Genomic DNA, 16,775 nt, shown 5'->3' with positions numbered 1-16,775 from the left:
AGGTCACGGTCGACGAACAACACCGGGGCCTGGCACTGTCGGCAGGTGCGCGAGCAGCGCACGCAACGACCGGTGCCCGGCTGCAGCACCCGGTCGGCACCGCAGCCTGGGCAACGATGTTTGGCCGGAGCGTGCGAGGCCGCCCAGTGGCAGCGTGCACACAGGTCCCGATCGGGTTTGCCGACCGCGCGACCGCAGCGGCGGCAGTCCCGGATCCGGCGGGTCATGCTCAGATCGGCGGCATCGACCGGCCTCGCCGCGACGCCTGTGTGTCGTTCGCCGCGATCTTGGCCGGGTTCGACGAGATCGGTTGTGCGACTGGGGTGGTATCGATGTCGAACAGGTCGTTCGGTGTGCAGTCCAAGGCGGTGCACAGCGCGATCAGGGTGGTCAGCTTGAGTTGGCTGGGTTGTTTGGTGAACAACGCCGACACCGACGCCGAGGACAGTTCTAATCCGGCCTTCTCGGCGAGCAACCGTTGCAGCTGGGTGCCGGTCCAGACCTCGCGTTGAGCGGCGGCCATCCGGAGTTTCCACCTGATCTGCATGCTCACTCCTGTCCGGTCAACTCGGTCAGCGTCGACGAGATCGCGCGCTGGTAGGCGTCTTCGATGAACGTTTCCGACGGGCGCACGTACCGCATGGTCGACGCGACCGTCCAGTGGCCTAGGAGTTGTTGGATAGCAACGAGATCCACTCCTCGCTCGTAGTTGTGGGTGGCGCAGGCACGGCGCATCGCGTGCGGGCTGAACCACTCCGCTTCCGGCCGTCCTTCCACACCCATCAGGTGCCGCAGCCGGTTGCGGATCGTGGCCGCGGCCATCCGGCCGCCGGACTCGTCGCACAGCAATACCGAGCTGTCCGGGAACCGGCCACGCACGTCATTGAGATACCAACGCAGAACCAGATCCAGCCCGTCCAACATCGGCACCCACCGGGGCCGGGGCCCGGATCCCCTGGCGCCCTTCCCGAACCGCACATGCAGCTTGCCGAACGTGCCGCGCCCGAAGTGCACGTCACCGCGGTCGAGCATCACGACCTCCTCGGCGCGCAGCCCGGCGTGATACAGCGTGCGGAACAACGCATAGTCCCGGGCGGCCGGGCCGTACTTGCGGGCGGTCGCAATCCGCGCCTTGAGGAACTCGAAGAACGCCGCCACCCGCTCCGGCGCCGGCGGCGCCTCCGCGGCCGGTGCGTCGTCGCTGACGTGGCGCGCGGCGTTGAACTCGTCCAGCGGACAGGCCAGCCGCACCCCGAACGCTGCCTCGATCTCCGCCGCTTTGCGGACCTCGAGGAACCGGTGAAACCCCTTGAACACTTGCAGATAGTTCCGCCGCGTCGACACCGCCCGGCCCGAGCTGGCCAGCTCGCCCACCACCCGGTCGACATCGGCGGCGGTCACCTCCCACACCGGCCGACCCAGCCCCGCGAGCATCCGCTCCAGCACACCGACATCGTTCGCGATCGTCGAGTCCGCGAACCCACGCACGGTCCACGACGCGACGAACGCCTCCACGCATTCGGCCTGGAACCGCAGCGGATCTCGCGTCGCCACGACCGGCGCGACCTCGCCCGGGATCACCCGCAGTCGCCCGTCACCCACCGCACACCTTCCTCACACCTGGGGTTTCATGGCAGTACCTTAACTTGCGGGCTTACACCTCGAAGATCAACGACACGCCGATCAGTGGGAAAACCTCAGGCAGCAGCACGAAACTCCGGAAAGGAACCTGTGCGCGTTCCATATCCCTCACCACCGTCACCGGCCCATAGCCCCAGGATGTCGCGTTCCCCGTTCACAGTGACGCCGATCGCGACATAGATCGGCCGGTTGGTGACCTGACCGTCCCGGACCTTGACATGGATGGCGTCGATGAAGATCACCGGGTACACCGGGTCCAGGGGCCGGACGGACCATTCGGCCATCTCCGCGAGGACTTTGTCGGTGGGGGTACCTCCCTGCACGAAGTGCTTGGGGGAATCTTGCTGATCGTCTCCCTCGACACCGAGGCGCCGTAGACGTCATCGAAATGGGCGACGATCTCACCTGTGGTGAGGCCTTTCGATGAGAGCGACAAGATGATCTCGTCGACACCGGTGAGCCGTCTCTGTCGTTTCTTCACGATCTGGGGATCGAACGAGGCATCGGTATCACGGGGTACTTGGATTTCGACCGGTCCGATCTCCGTCAGCACCGTTTTCGCTCGTCTGCCGTTGCGGGAGTTCCCTCCATTTCTTCCTTCGACCTGGTGTTTCTCATAGCCTAGGTGCTCTTCCATCTCTGCCTCGAGAGCGGTTTCGAGCACGTTCGCTGTGAGTTGGTTGAGTAGTCCGTTCGGGCCGACCAGTTCCACGCCGTCAGCCTTGGCCTGCGCCAGCAGTTGCTGCGCCAACTTCTGGTGATCGATCTTCGTCTGATCCATAGGATCGAGTGTCTCGGTCATGATTCCGCCTTCCCGCCAAGCAAAGCTCGGCGTGTCGGCCAGACTCAGATCAACCGATTACCGGACAGTCCCCATAAGACACGCTCTATGGCATGACGTAACGCAGCGAGTACTTGATTCGCCACTCGCGTCGAGATCGCTGCGGCGGTTCCTTTTTAGGATGTCTCAAGTGTGGAGTCCGTCGAGTTTGGTGAGGACTTGCAGCATTACTTCGTCGGCACCGCCACCGATGGACGTCAGCGCCATGTCCCGGAGAAATCGGGCGGTCCAGGTTTCCTCCATGTAGCCGATGCCGCCGTGGTACTGCAGGCAGGTCGCTGCCACCTCGCGGGAGAGCCGGCCGATCTCGAGCTTGGCCACCGTCGCGTAGCGGCTGGTGTCCTCGCCGCGCATGTAGGCCTCGGCGCAGGCGTAGTTGTACTGCCGCAGCATGTCGAGGCGGGCGTAGAGTTCTGCGAGCCGGAACGCGACGTGCTGGTTGTCGATGAGGGCCTTGCCGAACGCGGTCCGCTGCTTGAGGTAGTCGCGGGTCCGGTCGAGGGCCTGCTGCAGTCCCCCGACCCGGTCGTAGGCAGCGCTCATCCGCTCGTTCTGGAACTGGGTCATCTGCTGCTGGAAGCCCCGGCCGATCTCCCCGATGGTATTGGTGACGGGGACCCGCAGGTCCGTGAACGTCAGCTCGGCGGTGTCGGAGGACCGCATCCCCAGTTTGTCGAGCTTGCGGGAGACCGCGAAGCCCGGCAGGTCGGTCGGCACCACGATCTGGGAGAAACCCTTCGCGCCGGGCTCGTCGGAGGTGCGGGCGAGCAAGCAGATCCAGTCCGCCTGGGTTCCGTTGGTGATGTAGAGCTTCGATCCGTTGATGACCCATTCGTCGCCGTCACGCACTGCGCGGGTGCGTAGCCGTGCGACGTCGGATCCGGCGTCCGCTTCGGTCACCGCGATCGAACACACCGCCGTGCCGGCGATCGCCGGCGCGAGATAGCTTTGTTTGAGTTCTTCGCTGCCGAAGCGGTGCAGCGAGGGGGTGGCCATGTCCGTCTGAACTCCGATCGACATGGGGACACCGCCGGCGTCGATCCGGCCGAGTTCTTCCCGCAGGATGACCGTGTACAGGTGATCGGCGTCCTGTCCGCCGTAGGCGCTGTCGTATTCGAGGCCCAGCAGACCGAGTGCACCGAGTTTGGGGAACAGTTCGTGTGCCGGGAACCCGCCGTCTGCTTCCCACTTGTCGACGTTCGGCTGGATTTCCTTGTCCACGAACTGGCGAACCATCTCGCGGAACGCGATGTGCTCTTCGGTGAACATCACCATGTCGGTGATTCCTCTCTGTTGTGTCTGTGCTTTTCGGCCGAAGTCGCTTGCTGCGCCGCTGCTTGCCTCTGCCCGAGGGCTGTCGCCGAACGAGGTGGGCGGTGGAAGCTGATGCTGTTCCCCGCCCACCTGCTGCGATTCGTCTAGCTCGCCAGGCCGAGGCGGTCGCGGAGCCACCGTCCGGCGTTGGCGATGGTGGTGTCGGCTTCTGTGGACTTGCCAGCCATGAATAGGTAGACGTGCTGTTGGCCTGGCTGGATCTCCAGCGTCACGTCGACTCCCGCGTCGCGGGCCTTGTCGTGGAACCGTTCGGCGTTGTCCTGCAGGGTCTCCGCATCGCCTGCGCTGACGAAGACAGGCGGTAGCCCGGCCAGGTCGGCATACAACGGGTTGGCGAGCGGTTCGGTCCGCGACGTCTCACCAAGGTAGAGCGTGACCATCAACTCGCTGACATCACGGGATACCAGAGCCTCACTGTCGGCGTTGCTCTCCATCGTCTTGCCGAGGTTTTCCATGTCCAACCACGGGGAGAAACCGAGAATGGCGGCCGGCAGCGGCTCGCCGAGCTCACGCAACTTCAGGATGGTTGCAATGGAAAGATTTCCACCCGCCGAGTCACCCGCGGTAGCCGTATTCTCCGGCCGGTAGCCCTTTGCGCGCAGCCACTTGTGCACGGTGACGAGGTCCTCGATCTGCGCGGGAAAAGGAAACTCCGGCGCCAGGCGAAAGTTCGGAATGATCGCTTGAACTCCCGCAGCCTTGGCAACATGCGCGGCGAGCTTGCGGTGACTGGCTGCGGACCCGGTCACGCAGCCTCCACCATGGGCGTACACCAGGATGTGCTCCGTGCTGGCGCCGGCCGGGGTGACGAGGATGGCGGACACGCCACCGGCGTCGACGTCCTGGTAGGTGACGTCGGTCGGCTCGGCCGCAAGCGACTCCAGGCTGTCGAGCATGTTGCGAAGCGTGACGATGTCCATGTCCGGATTGGCTGCCATGCGAGCGGACATGTCGGTATAGCTGTCTTGCAACGCATTAGGAAGAGCGGTACCCATGTTGTTCTCCTGTCGCTTGGTCACGATGTCTTGGTAAGAGTGAAGCCTTCGAAGCCCTCGTCGATGCAGGCTTGTGCTTCCTGCCGATAGGCTCCGGCGCCGGCGAAGTAGAACAGGCAGGCGTGCGGCTTTCCGGGAATGTTGTCGCCGAGCCACCAGGCGCCCTTGCCCTTGACCAGAACTGTCGCGTTGACGATGTCATCGAGATGCTTGCGCCACCGCTCGACCGCGTCGGGATCGGCCTCCATCCGCTCGATCCCGTTGTCGTGCATGTGCTGCAGGGCGGCACCGATCCACTCGATGATCCCCTCAGCGACGACGGGGATGTTGGCGAAGGGTGTCTGTGGTCCGCCCACCATGAACATGTTGGGGAAACCGTCCACACCGATCCCGAGCTGCGTGCGTGGCCCGTGCTCCCACTTGGAGCGTAGCTCCACGCCGTCTCGACCCCGAATGTCGATCTGGTTCAGCGTCCCGGTCACCGCGTCGAATCCGGTAGCGAAGATGATGATGTCAGCCTCGTACCTGTCGTTACCGACCTGAATCCCGTTCGGGGTGATGCGGGTGATCGGGGTCGTGCTCACATCCACCAGACGCACATTGTCGCGGTTGTAGGTCTCGTAGTAGTAGTGTCCGAGCGGGGGCCGCTTGCCGCCGATCGGATGGTCCTTGGGACAGAGCAATTCGGCGGTCGCAGGGTCCTCGACGATCATGCGGATCTTGTTGCGGACGAAGTCCGCGACGATCTTGTTCGCTTCGTCGTCGACGAGGATGTCGTCGAAGGTTTCGAAGATGAACCCGAACCCACCGATCTCCCAGCCGCGCTCGAGGATCCGTTGGTGCTCTTCGGGAGTGACATCGGACCTGGTGCGGCCGGCGGGGTCCATCGGAAAGCCGTAGAAGTGCTGGCGGGCCTGCTTCCAGATCGCCTCATAGTTAGCCTTGATCTCGCGGTCCTCGAAGTCGGTGAGGACGTCGTTTCGCGCGGGCAGGACCCAGTTGGGGGTGCGCTGGAGGACCGTGAGTTCAGCGGCCTCGCGCGCCACCTGCGGGATGACCTGCACCGCCGTGGCCCCGGTACCGACGACGGCGACCCGCTTGCCGGCGAAGTCGACGCCCTCTTCCGGCCACCGCGCGGTCTGGAACCACTGGCCCTCGAAGTCGGCGAGCCCGTCGAAGTCGGGAAGATACGGCTGCGACAGCGGTCCCGTGGCTGTGATGAAGTACCTGCAGGTGTAACTCTGCCCCTGGTCGGTAGTGACGGTCCAAGTGGTGCTGGCATCGTCGAACTCCGCTGACTGCACCTTCGTGTCGAACTCGACATCGCGCCGCAGATCGAACTGGTTAGCCACGTGCTCGAGATACGACAGAGTCTCGGGTTGGGCCGGGTATCGCTCACTCCACCGCCAGTTCTGCTGCAAATCCTCGGAGAAGGAATAGGCGTACACCCAGCTCTGGCTGTCCACGCGGGCTCCGGGGTAGCGGTTCCAGTACCAGGTGCCGCCGACGTCGGAGCCGGCTTCGATCACTCGTGCCGACATGTCCAGCCCGCGTAGTTCCTGCAACATCCGCAACCCGCTGAAACCTGCGCCGACGACCACCGCATCGAAGTCTGTAGACCTCAGCTGGGTGGCGTCTCGGTGCGGGTCGGTCTGTATCGACATGTCTGGCTCCGTTTCTGTCCGTGCTCGCGGCGCAGGCGCCTGAGGATGACTGTGTGCCGGGGATCAAATCGACCCCAGCAATTTTCTGGGGTGTCCGCTGCGGCTAGGTGTGCTGTGCTGTTGACGCTGCCCTTTGAGCACTGTGCGCGTCAATAACGCAGAGGTCGTTGGGTGATAGGAAACCCAGATCGGGTGCTACTCAAATGATGGCTAGCCTCGGTAATTCTCGGGCACGAGACTTCGGATGAGGGCCCGGTCAGTCGAGCCTCCCTGACGAATAGGAGTGAGAACGATGTCCCTGCGTCCGGAACTCGGTGGTGTCGCGCCCTTGACCGTCAATCTCGTGCAGCGCGTCTGCCTCGGTGACCTTCCCACCCGTGCAGCTCAACAATTCCCACACCGGCCCGCAGTTGTCGACGGGGATGTGGTGCTGACCTACAGCGAACTCGAGGCGCGGTCGAACGCCGCCGCCGCTGGACTGCTCGACCTCGGCCTGCAGAGGGGCGATGTGGTGGCGATGCTGATACCTAACTCCTGGGAGTTTCTGGTGACGTTTTTCGGCTGCGCGAAGATTGGTGCGGTATGCATGCCGATCAATCTCGGCATCACGGCCGAGGGCGTAGCGTTCCAGTTCGACGACGCCCGACCGAAGCTGGTTGTCGTCGAGGAGACGGTCGCGGCGCTGCTCGAGACGGCCCTTGCCGCGACCACGGCGTCGTCGGTAGAGCGCGTCGTGGTGGCCCGTACGGGCGCCCCGCGCGCCGAGCTCGCCGGCCTCCCGGTGATGCCGTTCGCGGAGCTCATCAGCGCAACGGTCCCCGCGGTCGAGGTGATAGTCGAGGACCGTGACATCGCCCAGTGTCTGTACACATCGGGGACCACCTCGCGGCCCAAGGCCGTCCTGACCAGCCATGTCGCGGTGATGATGGCCGCGCTGAGTACTTGCGTGCAATTTCGGCACGAACGGGGAGATAGTTGCTCGGTTTTTCCCATCGTGCTGCCTCTGTTTCACGTCACTGCCCTGAACTGTCTGACGTTGCCGGTGCTGCTGACGGGTGGGACCGTGGTGCTTCACCGGAGCTTCGATCCGAATGCACTTCTGCATGATCTCGCCGCCAGACAAGTCACTCATTTGATGCTGCTGCCGGTCATGTGGGGTCAGCTGGTGGACGCGGCGGGCAAGGGAGCCCCTGTTAGCGAAAACGTACGAATGGCGATCTACGCCATGGCTCCGATGAGTCAGCAGCGTCTGGACGAGATACGCGAGGTGTTCCCGAACGCCGATGTCGTGCTCGGATCCGGCCAGACCGAGTTCACCCCGCCGTCGGTGCTGCAGTGGCCGTCGCACCAGTGGGACAAGAACGCCTCATGGGGCACCGCCGTCATTACCACCGACGTGCGCATCATGGGGCCGAACGGCAAGCTGCTGCCACGCGGGCAGGAAGGCGAGATTGTCTACCGCGGCCCGCAGGCGATGCAAGGCTACGGCAACAATGAGGCGGCCAATACGGCTGCCTTCACCCACGGGTGGTTTCACAGCGGCGACGTCGGCTACCTCGACGACGAAGGCGTCTTGTGGTTCACCGACCGGATCAAAGACATCGTCAAGTCCGGAGGGGAGAACGTCTCCTCTGTTGAGGTCGAGCGAGCCCTGCTGGACCATCCGGACGTGGCCGATTGTGCGGTCGTCGGGATGCCGGACGAGCGGTGGGGCGAGAGTGTGACAGCAGTAGTGGTCCCGGTCCCCGGCCGAACCATCTCCGACGACGCGATCCGCAACTTCGCGAAAGAGCACCTGGCCGGATACAAGGTACCGAAACGCGTGATCGTGGTCGACGGACTGCCCAAGACCAGCACCGGCAAGATCCAGAAGCACCGAGTGCGCGCACAGCTCGAGTCGCGGTCTCAGGCGTAAAGGCAGAGCCTGCTGACTCCATCGAGATAACCGGAGATCGCCAGAAGGTGCGGCACGTCTCGCTCGGACGCGGCTCAGCGGCGAACGATCCGGTTCGCCGCTAAACGATTCCGCTCTCTTCTGCTGAACCAGACTTCATCACGGCCGCTGACCACCCTTGTCAGGCCTCGGCTCTCGCGCGAAACCGCAGGGGATTCGCCCGGCTATGGAGGAGCCTTCGGGGACGCGGCGACGGGACGAGTGTTCGACAATCGGCTCGTCGCGCCGATTGCATCGGCTTTCAGAGAAACTCGATCGACGATGCCGCATGTGTGTCGCGGAAGGGGCTTAGCGGCGGCTCGAACAGCTTCCCGGTGGCATGTCACCCCAGGGGAGCCCAACCGTAATTGCGCGGCCGGCCTCAGCGGCCACGTGAACCAGCTGGACCGCCTGCGCCAAATCGCGAATGATGTTCAAGGCCTACTTCATACGAATGCGTTCCACCGGGTGAATTCGAATCCACCCGGCGAACGGTTCAGCAGGGTCGCACCGGACGTCACGTCCAACCGGGATGATCTGCGACAGCTGCGGCTGCACGATGTAGAGCTTAGGCGCTGCGTAACAGAGACGCCTTCTTCGACAGCGGCAACAAAGATTCGCTGTGACCGCAGACAAGTCAAGCCGATACCGCGGTGAACCAGAGCATATAGAGCGGACCGCGCCTGAGGAATAGGCTTGAGGTGCTCATTCCTGACCCGATTGAATGAGACGAAATCCTAATAGCCCGAGATGAATTCGAGTACTGGCATGACTCGGCAGGCGACATAGCATCGTTGTATCAATCGGAACGACGACAATGAGGTCACTGATGAGTCGAATGGATGGAAAAGTCGCATTTATTACTGGTGCCGGCCGCGGGCAGGGTCGAGCACACGCGCTGAGACTCGCCGAGGAGGGGGCCCACATCATCGCCCTCGACTGCCCGAGCCAGGGCTCAATCCCTCACCCACTGGCGACCGAAGACGACCTGAACGAGACCGTGAAATTGGTCGAAAAGCTCGATCGGCGCATCCTGGGTGTCGTGGGAGACGTTCGAAATCAGGCCGATCTCGACTCAGCAGTCGAATCCGGCTTAGCCGAGTTCGGTCGGATCGACGTCGTGGTGGCCAACGCCGGAGCATGGAGCACCGGCCCGTTCTGGGAGATTCCCGAAGAGCAGTGGAAGGATGTTGTCGACATCGATCTGCTCGGTGTGATGCGTACCTTGAAGGCGGTGACGCCGCACATGATCGAGCGCGGGACCGGTTCCATGATCGTCATCGCGTCGGTGAACGGCCGGGAGGCGGGGGCGAACTATGCGCACTACGTCAGCGCCAAGCACGGTGTCCTCGGCCTGACGAAGGCTGTGGCGCTTGAACTCGGACCGCACGGCATCCGCTGTAACGCGGTGCTGCCCGGTGTCGTCAGAACGCCGATTCTCGACTGGCAGGGCGGGTGGGACCTGATGGCGGGCGGTCCTGGATTGGGAACCAGGGAAAGCATGGAATCCGGTGGCAAGGCGTATGCCCTACTGAAGGACGTCGGAATGCTCCCTCCGGAGGCGACCAGCGAGGGTGTGCTCTGGCTGGCCTCCGACGAGTCGCGCTATGTCTCAGGTCAGGAGCTGGTGATCGACGGTGGACACATGCTTCTGCCAGGACTGAACATGACCAATATCGCTGCAGCGACCGCCGAGCAGAGCTGACGCCTGGGCGGAACCGGTCGTCCGGTGTGGGCTCATCGCTACCGACGAGCCCACACCGGTTATCAGTGGCTGGCCCACGAATTCACGATTTGAGCGAGATGTACCAGTAACTGTCTGTTCACTCGCTTCGAGTCCATGTCCGAGCAATCCCTGCTCGATCGCCGGGCGATCCTCGGCGCCCCCGCACGGCTCGAGTCCCCCGCGGACCGCGTGCTCGACGCGAATGGACCAACAATCGTCGAACGCGACCCCCTCGCGGAAGTTGCTCGCCCACGAACAGGTCGATCCGCTCCTGGACGAGGACACGCCGTTCCCCGAGTTGTCATACTCCGCCGGGGCGCACGATCCTGACGAACAGCCCCGCGTCCGGCTCATCACCGGGATCGGTCCGGTCAGCGGCGTGAAGTGCATGATCATCGCAATCAGTCGACGGTCGAAGGTGGCTCGCTCAACCCCCCGATACCACCGCCAAGCAGGTGCGTGCCCTCGACATCGCCGAGCGCAAGCGGCTGCCTATGATCACGCTCGTCGAATCCGATGGCGCAGGTCTTCCCCGTCAGACCGACATCTTCGTGCCTGGCTCACGGACCTTCCTTGAACTCACCCGAGTCACGGCCGCCGGAATCCCGACCGTTTCTCTCGTCCTCGGCAGTTTCACCGGCGATGCGTACGTGCCGAGGATGAGTCGGTATACCGTGCTGGTGAACCTCTGCTGACTCAGAAGTGCCTTCGCACGCTCAGCAGTCGTGTGCCGGCTCCGTTGAAAACATACTTACCGAGAAAGCTCGCAGAGATTGCCGCCGGGAATACGATCGATCATGAGGCGGCTGATTTCCTGTGCGCAGGCTGCGAAGGCACGAACTTCGGGCCTCGTCTCCTCCTGGTTGAATGCCACAGCGATCTCGGATGGCGTGGCATCGTTGAGCGGAATCGCCCTGAGCGACGAGTCCTCAAGGCCCATACGCCAAGTGCTCCCCGCAATCGGCATGAGAACATGCTCGAACATCAGCGTGAATTTCAGTTCAGCGACCGTCACCGCGGGCGTGCTGCAGGTTTGACCGGGCTCCTGACGAATGTCGTTCAGAAGCCAGAAATCGATCCAGCTACGAGGAACATTGACAAGATCAATCATGGGTTCGTAGAGGATGTCTTCGACAGACAAGCTACTGGCGTCCGCTAGGGGGTGAGTTTTACTCATGCACACCATTCGGGGTTCACTGAAAAGCGGCAGAACAGTAAGACGATCGTCGGAGCACGGTGGGCGCACAAGCGCGATGTCAACATTGCCATCCGCCAGCCCGCTGAACTGTTCGTCGAAAGTGCACTCATGAATCTTGATCGGTACGCCAGGATGTGCGTCCTTGAATGCCCTCACGATGGGCACGGTCAGTTCCGCTGCTGCAATCTGTCCTGCCATCAGACCAACGACTAGCGGACGCGCTACCGCAGTGTCCCGCACCTTCTCGACCGCGTGATCGAATCTGCGAATAAGGTGCCGCGCTTGATCGAGCAGAACGAGGCCGGCGGGGGTCAGCTCAACTCCGCGGTGCGAACGTTCGAAGAGGTCCACACCGATCTCTCGTTCCAGCCTTCGAATGACCTGCGAAACTTGAGGTTGGGCGGTGAAGCACTTCTGAGCCGCGCGGCGAATGCTGCCTTCTTCAGCTACGGCAACGAACATCCTCAGGTGCCGTACATCCATGTCCATCTACGTGTACTCCTGACTGCCTGGACGAGTGCGGCGCTAACGACAATCATCCCATCGATGTGACCTATATTACAGACAGCCGCTGGGGTCAAACGTGAGGTGTGCCGCGCATCAGGCAGGCGACTTCCCGCCGAGCTTCCGGTGGCGGCAGACCCCGTTTCCGCCGGTCAGTTTCTCGCGCTCGGCCTGGGCGCCGCGTTCACGGCCGGGGCGTCCACCGCCTGTCGCGGTTCTCGCGCCAAACACACCCGGAACTCCCCCGGTGCAGACATCGACTTCCTAGTCGGCGTTCCTGCTCGCCGTGACGAATCCCCAGCGTCACTGGACGACCCGAGCCTCACCGCCGCGCAGCGAGTGCCGTTGCGCTCGCAGGGCGAGAGTTCAGCAGCCGTGCATCTTGATCAACGCTTACCCACCACGATCGGACCGAAGTCTCGTCGCGCACCCTCGCTCGGACGTTTCCACGCGGCGATGCCTGCGGCCCGGCGCGCAAGGGATCGATCCGCGAGAGCGGTGGCAGATTTCTATTTGCACGCCCAGGCCGAGTTATGGAAATGGACCGATACGAAAAGTATGGCACGCGAGAGCAATCACCGACCTACCCACACTGTGACCCACAACATAGCCTTTCGTGCAGAGCCTCCGGCCCGTATTGACATCCCAAGAACGACTCAGTGTGAGGACTCGAAGGAAGGACAAGTCATGGCCAGCGCATGTCCCCGAATCACGGGTGAGTGTTGTTACCCTGCGATCCAAGCCCTAAGAACTCACCACTCGCCGACAGCAACCATGCAAGCAGTACAGTGCTGAAGCTTCGTGAAGCCGGACAGCCCTGCCGGCCGCAATAATCGTGGGCTTCTCGCCATAATTGGACGGAACATCACCGCAGCGCGCTCAAAACGACACCGACACTGATCCCCCGCCACTCGTCGAGACGTAGCCGACATCATGTCGACGATGTTCCTGGGACATCTCCCCTAGGCCGGTTGGTCAATCCACTCCACGCCGACCTCGTTGGGTTGTCGCCGCTACTGGTGATCGCGGGCGGCTCCGAGACGCTGCTCAACGACTCCGAACAGCGCTCTGACCGAGCCGTTGCGGCAGGAGTCGAAGTCGAACTCAGCACGTATTCGGAACAACAGCACATTTTCTCATTCATGGCGGGCGGGGCCGCAAAAGAGGACACGGACATCGCCGAGTTTGGGATGTGGCTCCGGGCGCGGTTTGGACCCAACTGAAATATCGATGCGGGGAACACTTTCCGCAGGAATTAGTAATACGCAAACAATCACAAGGAGGCGGAAGTGTCGGTTCACACCCAGGCTGTCCAGGGAAAGAAAGATAGCCGAAACGAAGAGTTCGATGCAGTCGTCGTCGGGGCGGGCATTGGAGGAATGCGAATGCTCCACGAGCTTCGGCAACTAGGTCTCTCGGTCAAGGTTATCGAAGCGGCACCGGAGGTAGGCGGGACCTGGTTCTGGAACCGCTACCCCGGGGCGCGCACAGATAGCGAGAGCTGGGTATACGCGTACTCGTTCTCGAAGGAACTGCAAGATGAGTGGGATTGGTCTGAGCGGTTCGCAACTCAGCCTGAGGCTCTTGCCTATCTGAAGTACGTTGCCGATAGATTCGACATGCGAAAAGACATCCTTTTCAACACACGCGTCAACTCCGCAATCTATGATGAACAGTCCAATGAATGGACGATTACCACCGAGCAAGGCGGAACATACACCTGCAAGTACTTCATCCCGGCCTCAGGACTGCTGTCACTACCATACAAGCCGGACTTTAAAGGTCTCAACAATTTCCAGGGAGAATGGTATGTAACCGGAAATTGGCCCGAGGAAAAGGTCGATTTCACCGGAAAGCGGGTCGCGGTTATCGGAACCGGCGCGACTGCCGTGCAGGTTATTCCAATTGTGGCCCTCACGGCCAAGCAGCTGACGGTTTTTCAGCGAACACCTAACTACGTAATGCCGGGTCGGAATTACGTCTTGACAGAGGACGAGCGCCAGTCCATTCGCGCGAACTCGGACACCATTTGGGCAATGGCCCGCCAGCATTTCTTCGGGTTCGCCATGGCTCCAGCAGGACGCGTAATGGCCGATTACACACCGGAGGAACAGCAGAAGATCCTCGAAGGAGGCTGGGAAGCGGGTGGGTTCCGGTTCATCTTCGAGACGTTCGATGACCTCCTGGTTAACGACGAATCGAATGCAGTCGCTTCCGAATTCGTGCGGAACAAGATTCGCGCGATCGTCAACGACCCTGCAACCGCAGAGATGCTCTGCCCGAAGGATTATCCACTGGCGGGAAAGCGGCCTCCGCTCGGCCACTTCTATTATGAAACCTTCAACCGCGACAATGTATCGCTCGTGGACGTCAGCAACAACCCAATCACCGAAATCTCAAAAAACGGGGTCCGTGTCGGGAACGACGAGTACGAAGCTGACGTGATCATCTTCGCAACCGGGTTCGATGCAGGAACGGGCGCCCTGACCCATATGAACGTGCAAGGAAGGGGTGGCGTGACTCTGAAGGAAAAGTGGGAGCACGGACCGAGGACTCACCTCGGCATTGGGGTCGATGCCTTTCCGAACATGTTTATGATTTCCGGCCCGCAAACGCCATTCGCCAACATTCCTGTAGTCATCGAAGGTGCCGTTGAGTGGATCGGCCAGGCGATCAAGTCGCTCCGAGACAACGGTCTCGACCGGATTGAGGCGACACCCGACGCGACGGAAGCGTGGAATGACCATATAGCGCAGATCGTCAATGCGACAGTACTGTCCAAGGGCAAGCGTTCGTGGTTCTTCGGCGACAACGTGCCAGGCAAGGCACATGCATCCCTCTTCTACTTCGGTGGCGCAGGCGAATACAGAAGAGAGTGCCTGGCATCTGCCGATAACAACTACGACGGATTCGTCGTGGCTTGAACCAAATCGGCGACGGCCAGGAATATGAGCACTAGAAACGAGCGTTTCCTGACCGTCGCCGTGCGGAGACCGTGACATCCCAGCGCACTGGCGGTAGTCAAGAGTTCGATGATTCCGCCGAGCGCATCGCGACTATAGAGTCGCACAGTTCCGCGCCCTTGTCAGTCGGTTCCTTCCTCTCGCCCGATGCCTCAAGAAGGAATGCGACACCGCACGGAAGACGACCACGGTCGCGGGCGACACACGCAACGACGTAAGTACCTGGCTCTCGCTGCAGCTTCGCTGTACGCGTCCTCCACATAACCGGACACAGCTGCGGCGGTCGGGCTCACTGCGTGGCCTGAACGGTGTGCCTACAGTGCGATTACACTCGGGCACCATAGGATTCGCACGAAGTAACTTCCGAATCACTGCGACGACCGATGTCGTCGGTGCCTCCAGACCCGGATCGCCGAATGTCGCTCACAGCAAAAGAATTTGACTCGAAGCGCGAGGACGGCAGCATCAGCCACTCGACGTGATGCACGTTGTAGGCGCTCGCGTTCCGCGAGCCGCCAACGTTGTCCCTCAGCACTTGCCGCGCAACACAGAACAAGTGGAAGCCATCCATTTCGACGGCCCAAGATCAATAACCGACAACGTCCGCCTTCTAGCGCACAGGGCGTCCCTGAGCCACCGTTCGGCAAAGTCGCCGGGCGGCGATATCAGGAACGCCCTGGCACGCACAAATGTGTCGTTCAGGTGGCGAGTCCGCCGTCAACCATGAGTCGCTGTCCAGTGATGTAGGAAGCCTTGGTGGACGCCAGGAAGACGATCCCTTCCGCGACCTCTTCTGGAAGCGCGAGGCGTGCCAACGGGGTCTGCTCTACGGCTAGGGCGAGAAGGTCGCGTGTGGCCTCGTCGGCGTCGCGCATCGGGGGAACCATTCCGCCCTCGACGACGCCGGGCCCTACCGCATTCGCCCGGATACCGTTGGCTGCCTCCTCTGTAGCCAGCATCCGCATCATCATGGCTACGGCCGCTTTGGGAGTCGCGGACAGTGCGTCTGTGGGCACCGTGCGGTCCACTGCCGTGGTGATGAGCGCGGTGATCGATCCCCCACCTCCGGCTCGAAGTGCAGGCACGGTTGCTTTGGCGATGTTGAAGAACCCGAGGACATCGGTGTGGATGACGTCGGCGAACTCGTCGTCGGTGAACTCGATCAGCGGCCGGGTGCGAAAGACGAGGCCGGCCGCCGAGACTACGGTATGGATCCGACCATGTTCGGCCAGCGCGGCTTCCACTACCGCGGCCACGGACTCACGATCGGTTACATCGCAGGCCTGGGTTGTCGCCTTGTGTCCCAGCGCCCGGATCGTATCGGCGAGTTCGTCCGCTTCTGCTCGGCGGGACCGGTAGGTCATGATGACGTCGCAGCCGCGTTCTGCGAGCAGACCCGCTGTGGCGGCGCCGATTCCACCAGTTGCGCCGAACACTATAGCGCACCCGGTGGAAGGGAAATCGGGCGTCTGGACTCCGAAGGACGGCATGTCTTCTCCTGATGTGTGTGGATGGATGCTGATCGAGGACCTGACGCCGAAGCGGAATATGGCTTGGCGAGGCGTGGCCGGGAGTTATTGCCCCCAAGGGGCGGGCCGGGTGTTAGCAACATCACTATCCATCAAAGATGACACCTACGTCACTAAATTGGCGTGGAACGGTGAAACTTATCCGGTATCGCCGGTTTTAAGTGCATTTAAATGCCGGTAGCACGAATATGACAAGTGAGTCATTAGTACGGTTTTCGCGTATCAGTGGACGAGCCGAGGTAATCGATTCGGCTGGCTTCTCAGGCGAACCCTGATCGGGCCGCTGCGTCGTCTCGTTGCCGTCAAGATTGGGACGAACGACCACCCATGAAGCTCAGCCGCGTATCGGGCACCTCCGCGCGGACTGCACACGTTAAGCGCCGCCGCTATCGCCGCCCGCACCCTGACGCCCTTCGTCGGTGGGCGGCGCACTGCCGAAATGCCGA

At 62.1% G+C, this 16,775-nt stretch carries 11 protein-coding genes and 2 pseudogenes; 5 read left to right on the top strand and 8 right to left on the bottom strand.

The annotated features are described in order from the left end of the window. Positions 1–229: 229 nt before the first annotated feature. From HYG77_RS35045 to HYG77_RS35020, 6 genes and pseudogenes are all read right to left on the bottom strand, one after another. Positions 230–547: a helix-turn-helix transcriptional regulator gene (locus HYG77_RS35045; protein ID WP_208964141.1), complete on the bottom strand. Its 318-nt coding sequence runs from the start codon at positions 545–547 to the stop codon at positions 230–232. Between the two features lie 2 nt (positions 548–549). Further along, on the bottom strand, positions 550–1,602 hold the full coding sequence (locus tag HYG77_RS35040) for a site-specific integrase (RefSeq protein WP_208964140.1): 1,053 nt from the start codon (positions 1,600–1,602) through the stop codon (positions 550–552). A gap of 143 nt (positions 1,603–1,745) precedes the next feature. Further along, positions 1,746–2,443, bottom strand: a pseudogene (locus HYG77_RS35035) (transposase); the annotation flags it as partial. Positions 2,444–2,608: 165 nt separating this feature from the next. Then, complete coding sequence (locus HYG77_RS35030; RefSeq protein ID WP_208964292.1) at positions 2,609–3,754, bottom strand: acyl-CoA dehydrogenase family protein; 1,146 nt, start codon at positions 3,752–3,754, stop codon at positions 2,609–2,611. Positions 3,755–3,900: 146 nt separating this feature from the next. Continuing rightward, positions 3,901–4,836 (bottom strand): alpha/beta hydrolase, encoded by a 936-nt coding sequence (locus HYG77_RS35025; RefSeq protein ID WP_348273603.1) that lies wholly within the window; start codon positions 4,834–4,836, stop codon positions 3,901–3,903. Further along, positions 4,833–6,476, bottom strand: coding sequence for an NAD(P)/FAD-dependent oxidoreductase (locus HYG77_RS35020; protein WP_244461509.1), 1,644 nt, complete (start codon positions 6,474–6,476; stop codon positions 4,833–4,835). The genes HYG77_RS35025 and HYG77_RS35020 overlap by 4 nt, the downstream gene beginning before the upstream one ends. A gap of 292 nt (positions 6,477–6,768) precedes the next feature. Between HYG77_RS35020 and HYG77_RS35015 the strand changes: the two genes are divergently transcribed. The 3 genes from HYG77_RS35015 to HYG77_RS40205 all read left to right on the top strand — a co-directional run bounded on the left by HYG77_RS35015 (position 6,769) and on the right by HYG77_RS40205 (position 10,830). Continuing rightward, positions 6,769–8,391 carry an AMP-binding protein gene (locus HYG77_RS35015; RefSeq protein ID WP_208964139.1) on the top strand — a complete coding sequence of 541 codons (1,623 nt, stop codon included), beginning with the start codon at positions 6,769–6,771 and terminating at the stop codon, positions 8,389–8,391. An 847-nt stretch (positions 8,392–9,238) separates the two neighbouring features. Further along, positions 9,239–10,114 carry a mycofactocin-coupled SDR family oxidoreductase gene (locus tag HYG77_RS35010; RefSeq protein ID WP_208964138.1) on the top strand — a complete coding sequence of 292 codons (876 nt, stop codon included), beginning with the start codon at positions 9,239–9,241 and terminating at the stop codon, positions 10,112–10,114. A gap of 476 nt (positions 10,115–10,590) precedes the next feature. Continuing rightward, on the top strand, positions 10,591–10,830 hold the full coding sequence (locus HYG77_RS40205) for a carboxyl transferase domain-containing protein (protein ID WP_244461508.1): 240 nt from the start codon (positions 10,591–10,593) through the stop codon (positions 10,828–10,830). Between the two features lie 56 nt (positions 10,831–10,886). Here the strand turns inward: HYG77_RS40205 and HYG77_RS35000 are convergent, their stop codons facing one another. Beyond that, positions 10,887–11,822: a LysR family transcriptional regulator gene (locus tag HYG77_RS35000; RefSeq protein ID WP_159928479.1), complete on the bottom strand. Its 936-nt coding sequence runs from the start codon at positions 11,820–11,822 to the stop codon at positions 10,887–10,889. 902 nt (positions 11,823–12,724) lie between these two features. On the opposite strand from HYG77_RS35000, the pseudogene HYG77_RS34995 reads away from it, so the two are divergent. Next, positions 12,725–13,060, top strand: a pseudogene (locus tag HYG77_RS34995) (alpha/beta hydrolase fold domain-containing protein); the annotation flags it as partial. Positions 13,061–13,126: 66 nt separating this feature from the next. After that, positions 13,127–14,761: an NAD(P)/FAD-dependent oxidoreductase gene (locus tag HYG77_RS34990; protein WP_244461507.1), complete on the top strand. Its 1,635-nt coding sequence runs from the start codon at positions 13,127–13,129 to the stop codon at positions 14,759–14,761. A 737-nt stretch (positions 14,762–15,498) separates the two neighbouring features. Here HYG77_RS34990 and HYG77_RS34985 read toward each other — a convergent pair. Next, complete coding sequence (locus tag HYG77_RS34985) at positions 15,499–16,236, bottom strand: SDR family oxidoreductase (RefSeq protein ID WP_208964137.1); 738 nt, start codon at positions 16,234–16,236, stop codon at positions 15,499–15,501. Between the last annotated feature and the right edge of the window lie 539 nt (positions 16,237–16,775).

This window comes from Rhodococcus sp. ZPP (assembly GCF_017656075.1).
GTDB classification, from domain to species: Bacteria; Actinomycetota; Actinomycetes; order Mycobacteriales; family Mycobacteriaceae; genus Rhodococcus_F; species Rhodococcus_F oxybenzonivorans.
Note: the sequence above shows the minus strand (reverse complement) of the source record. Positions and strands in the feature narration are given on the sequence as shown.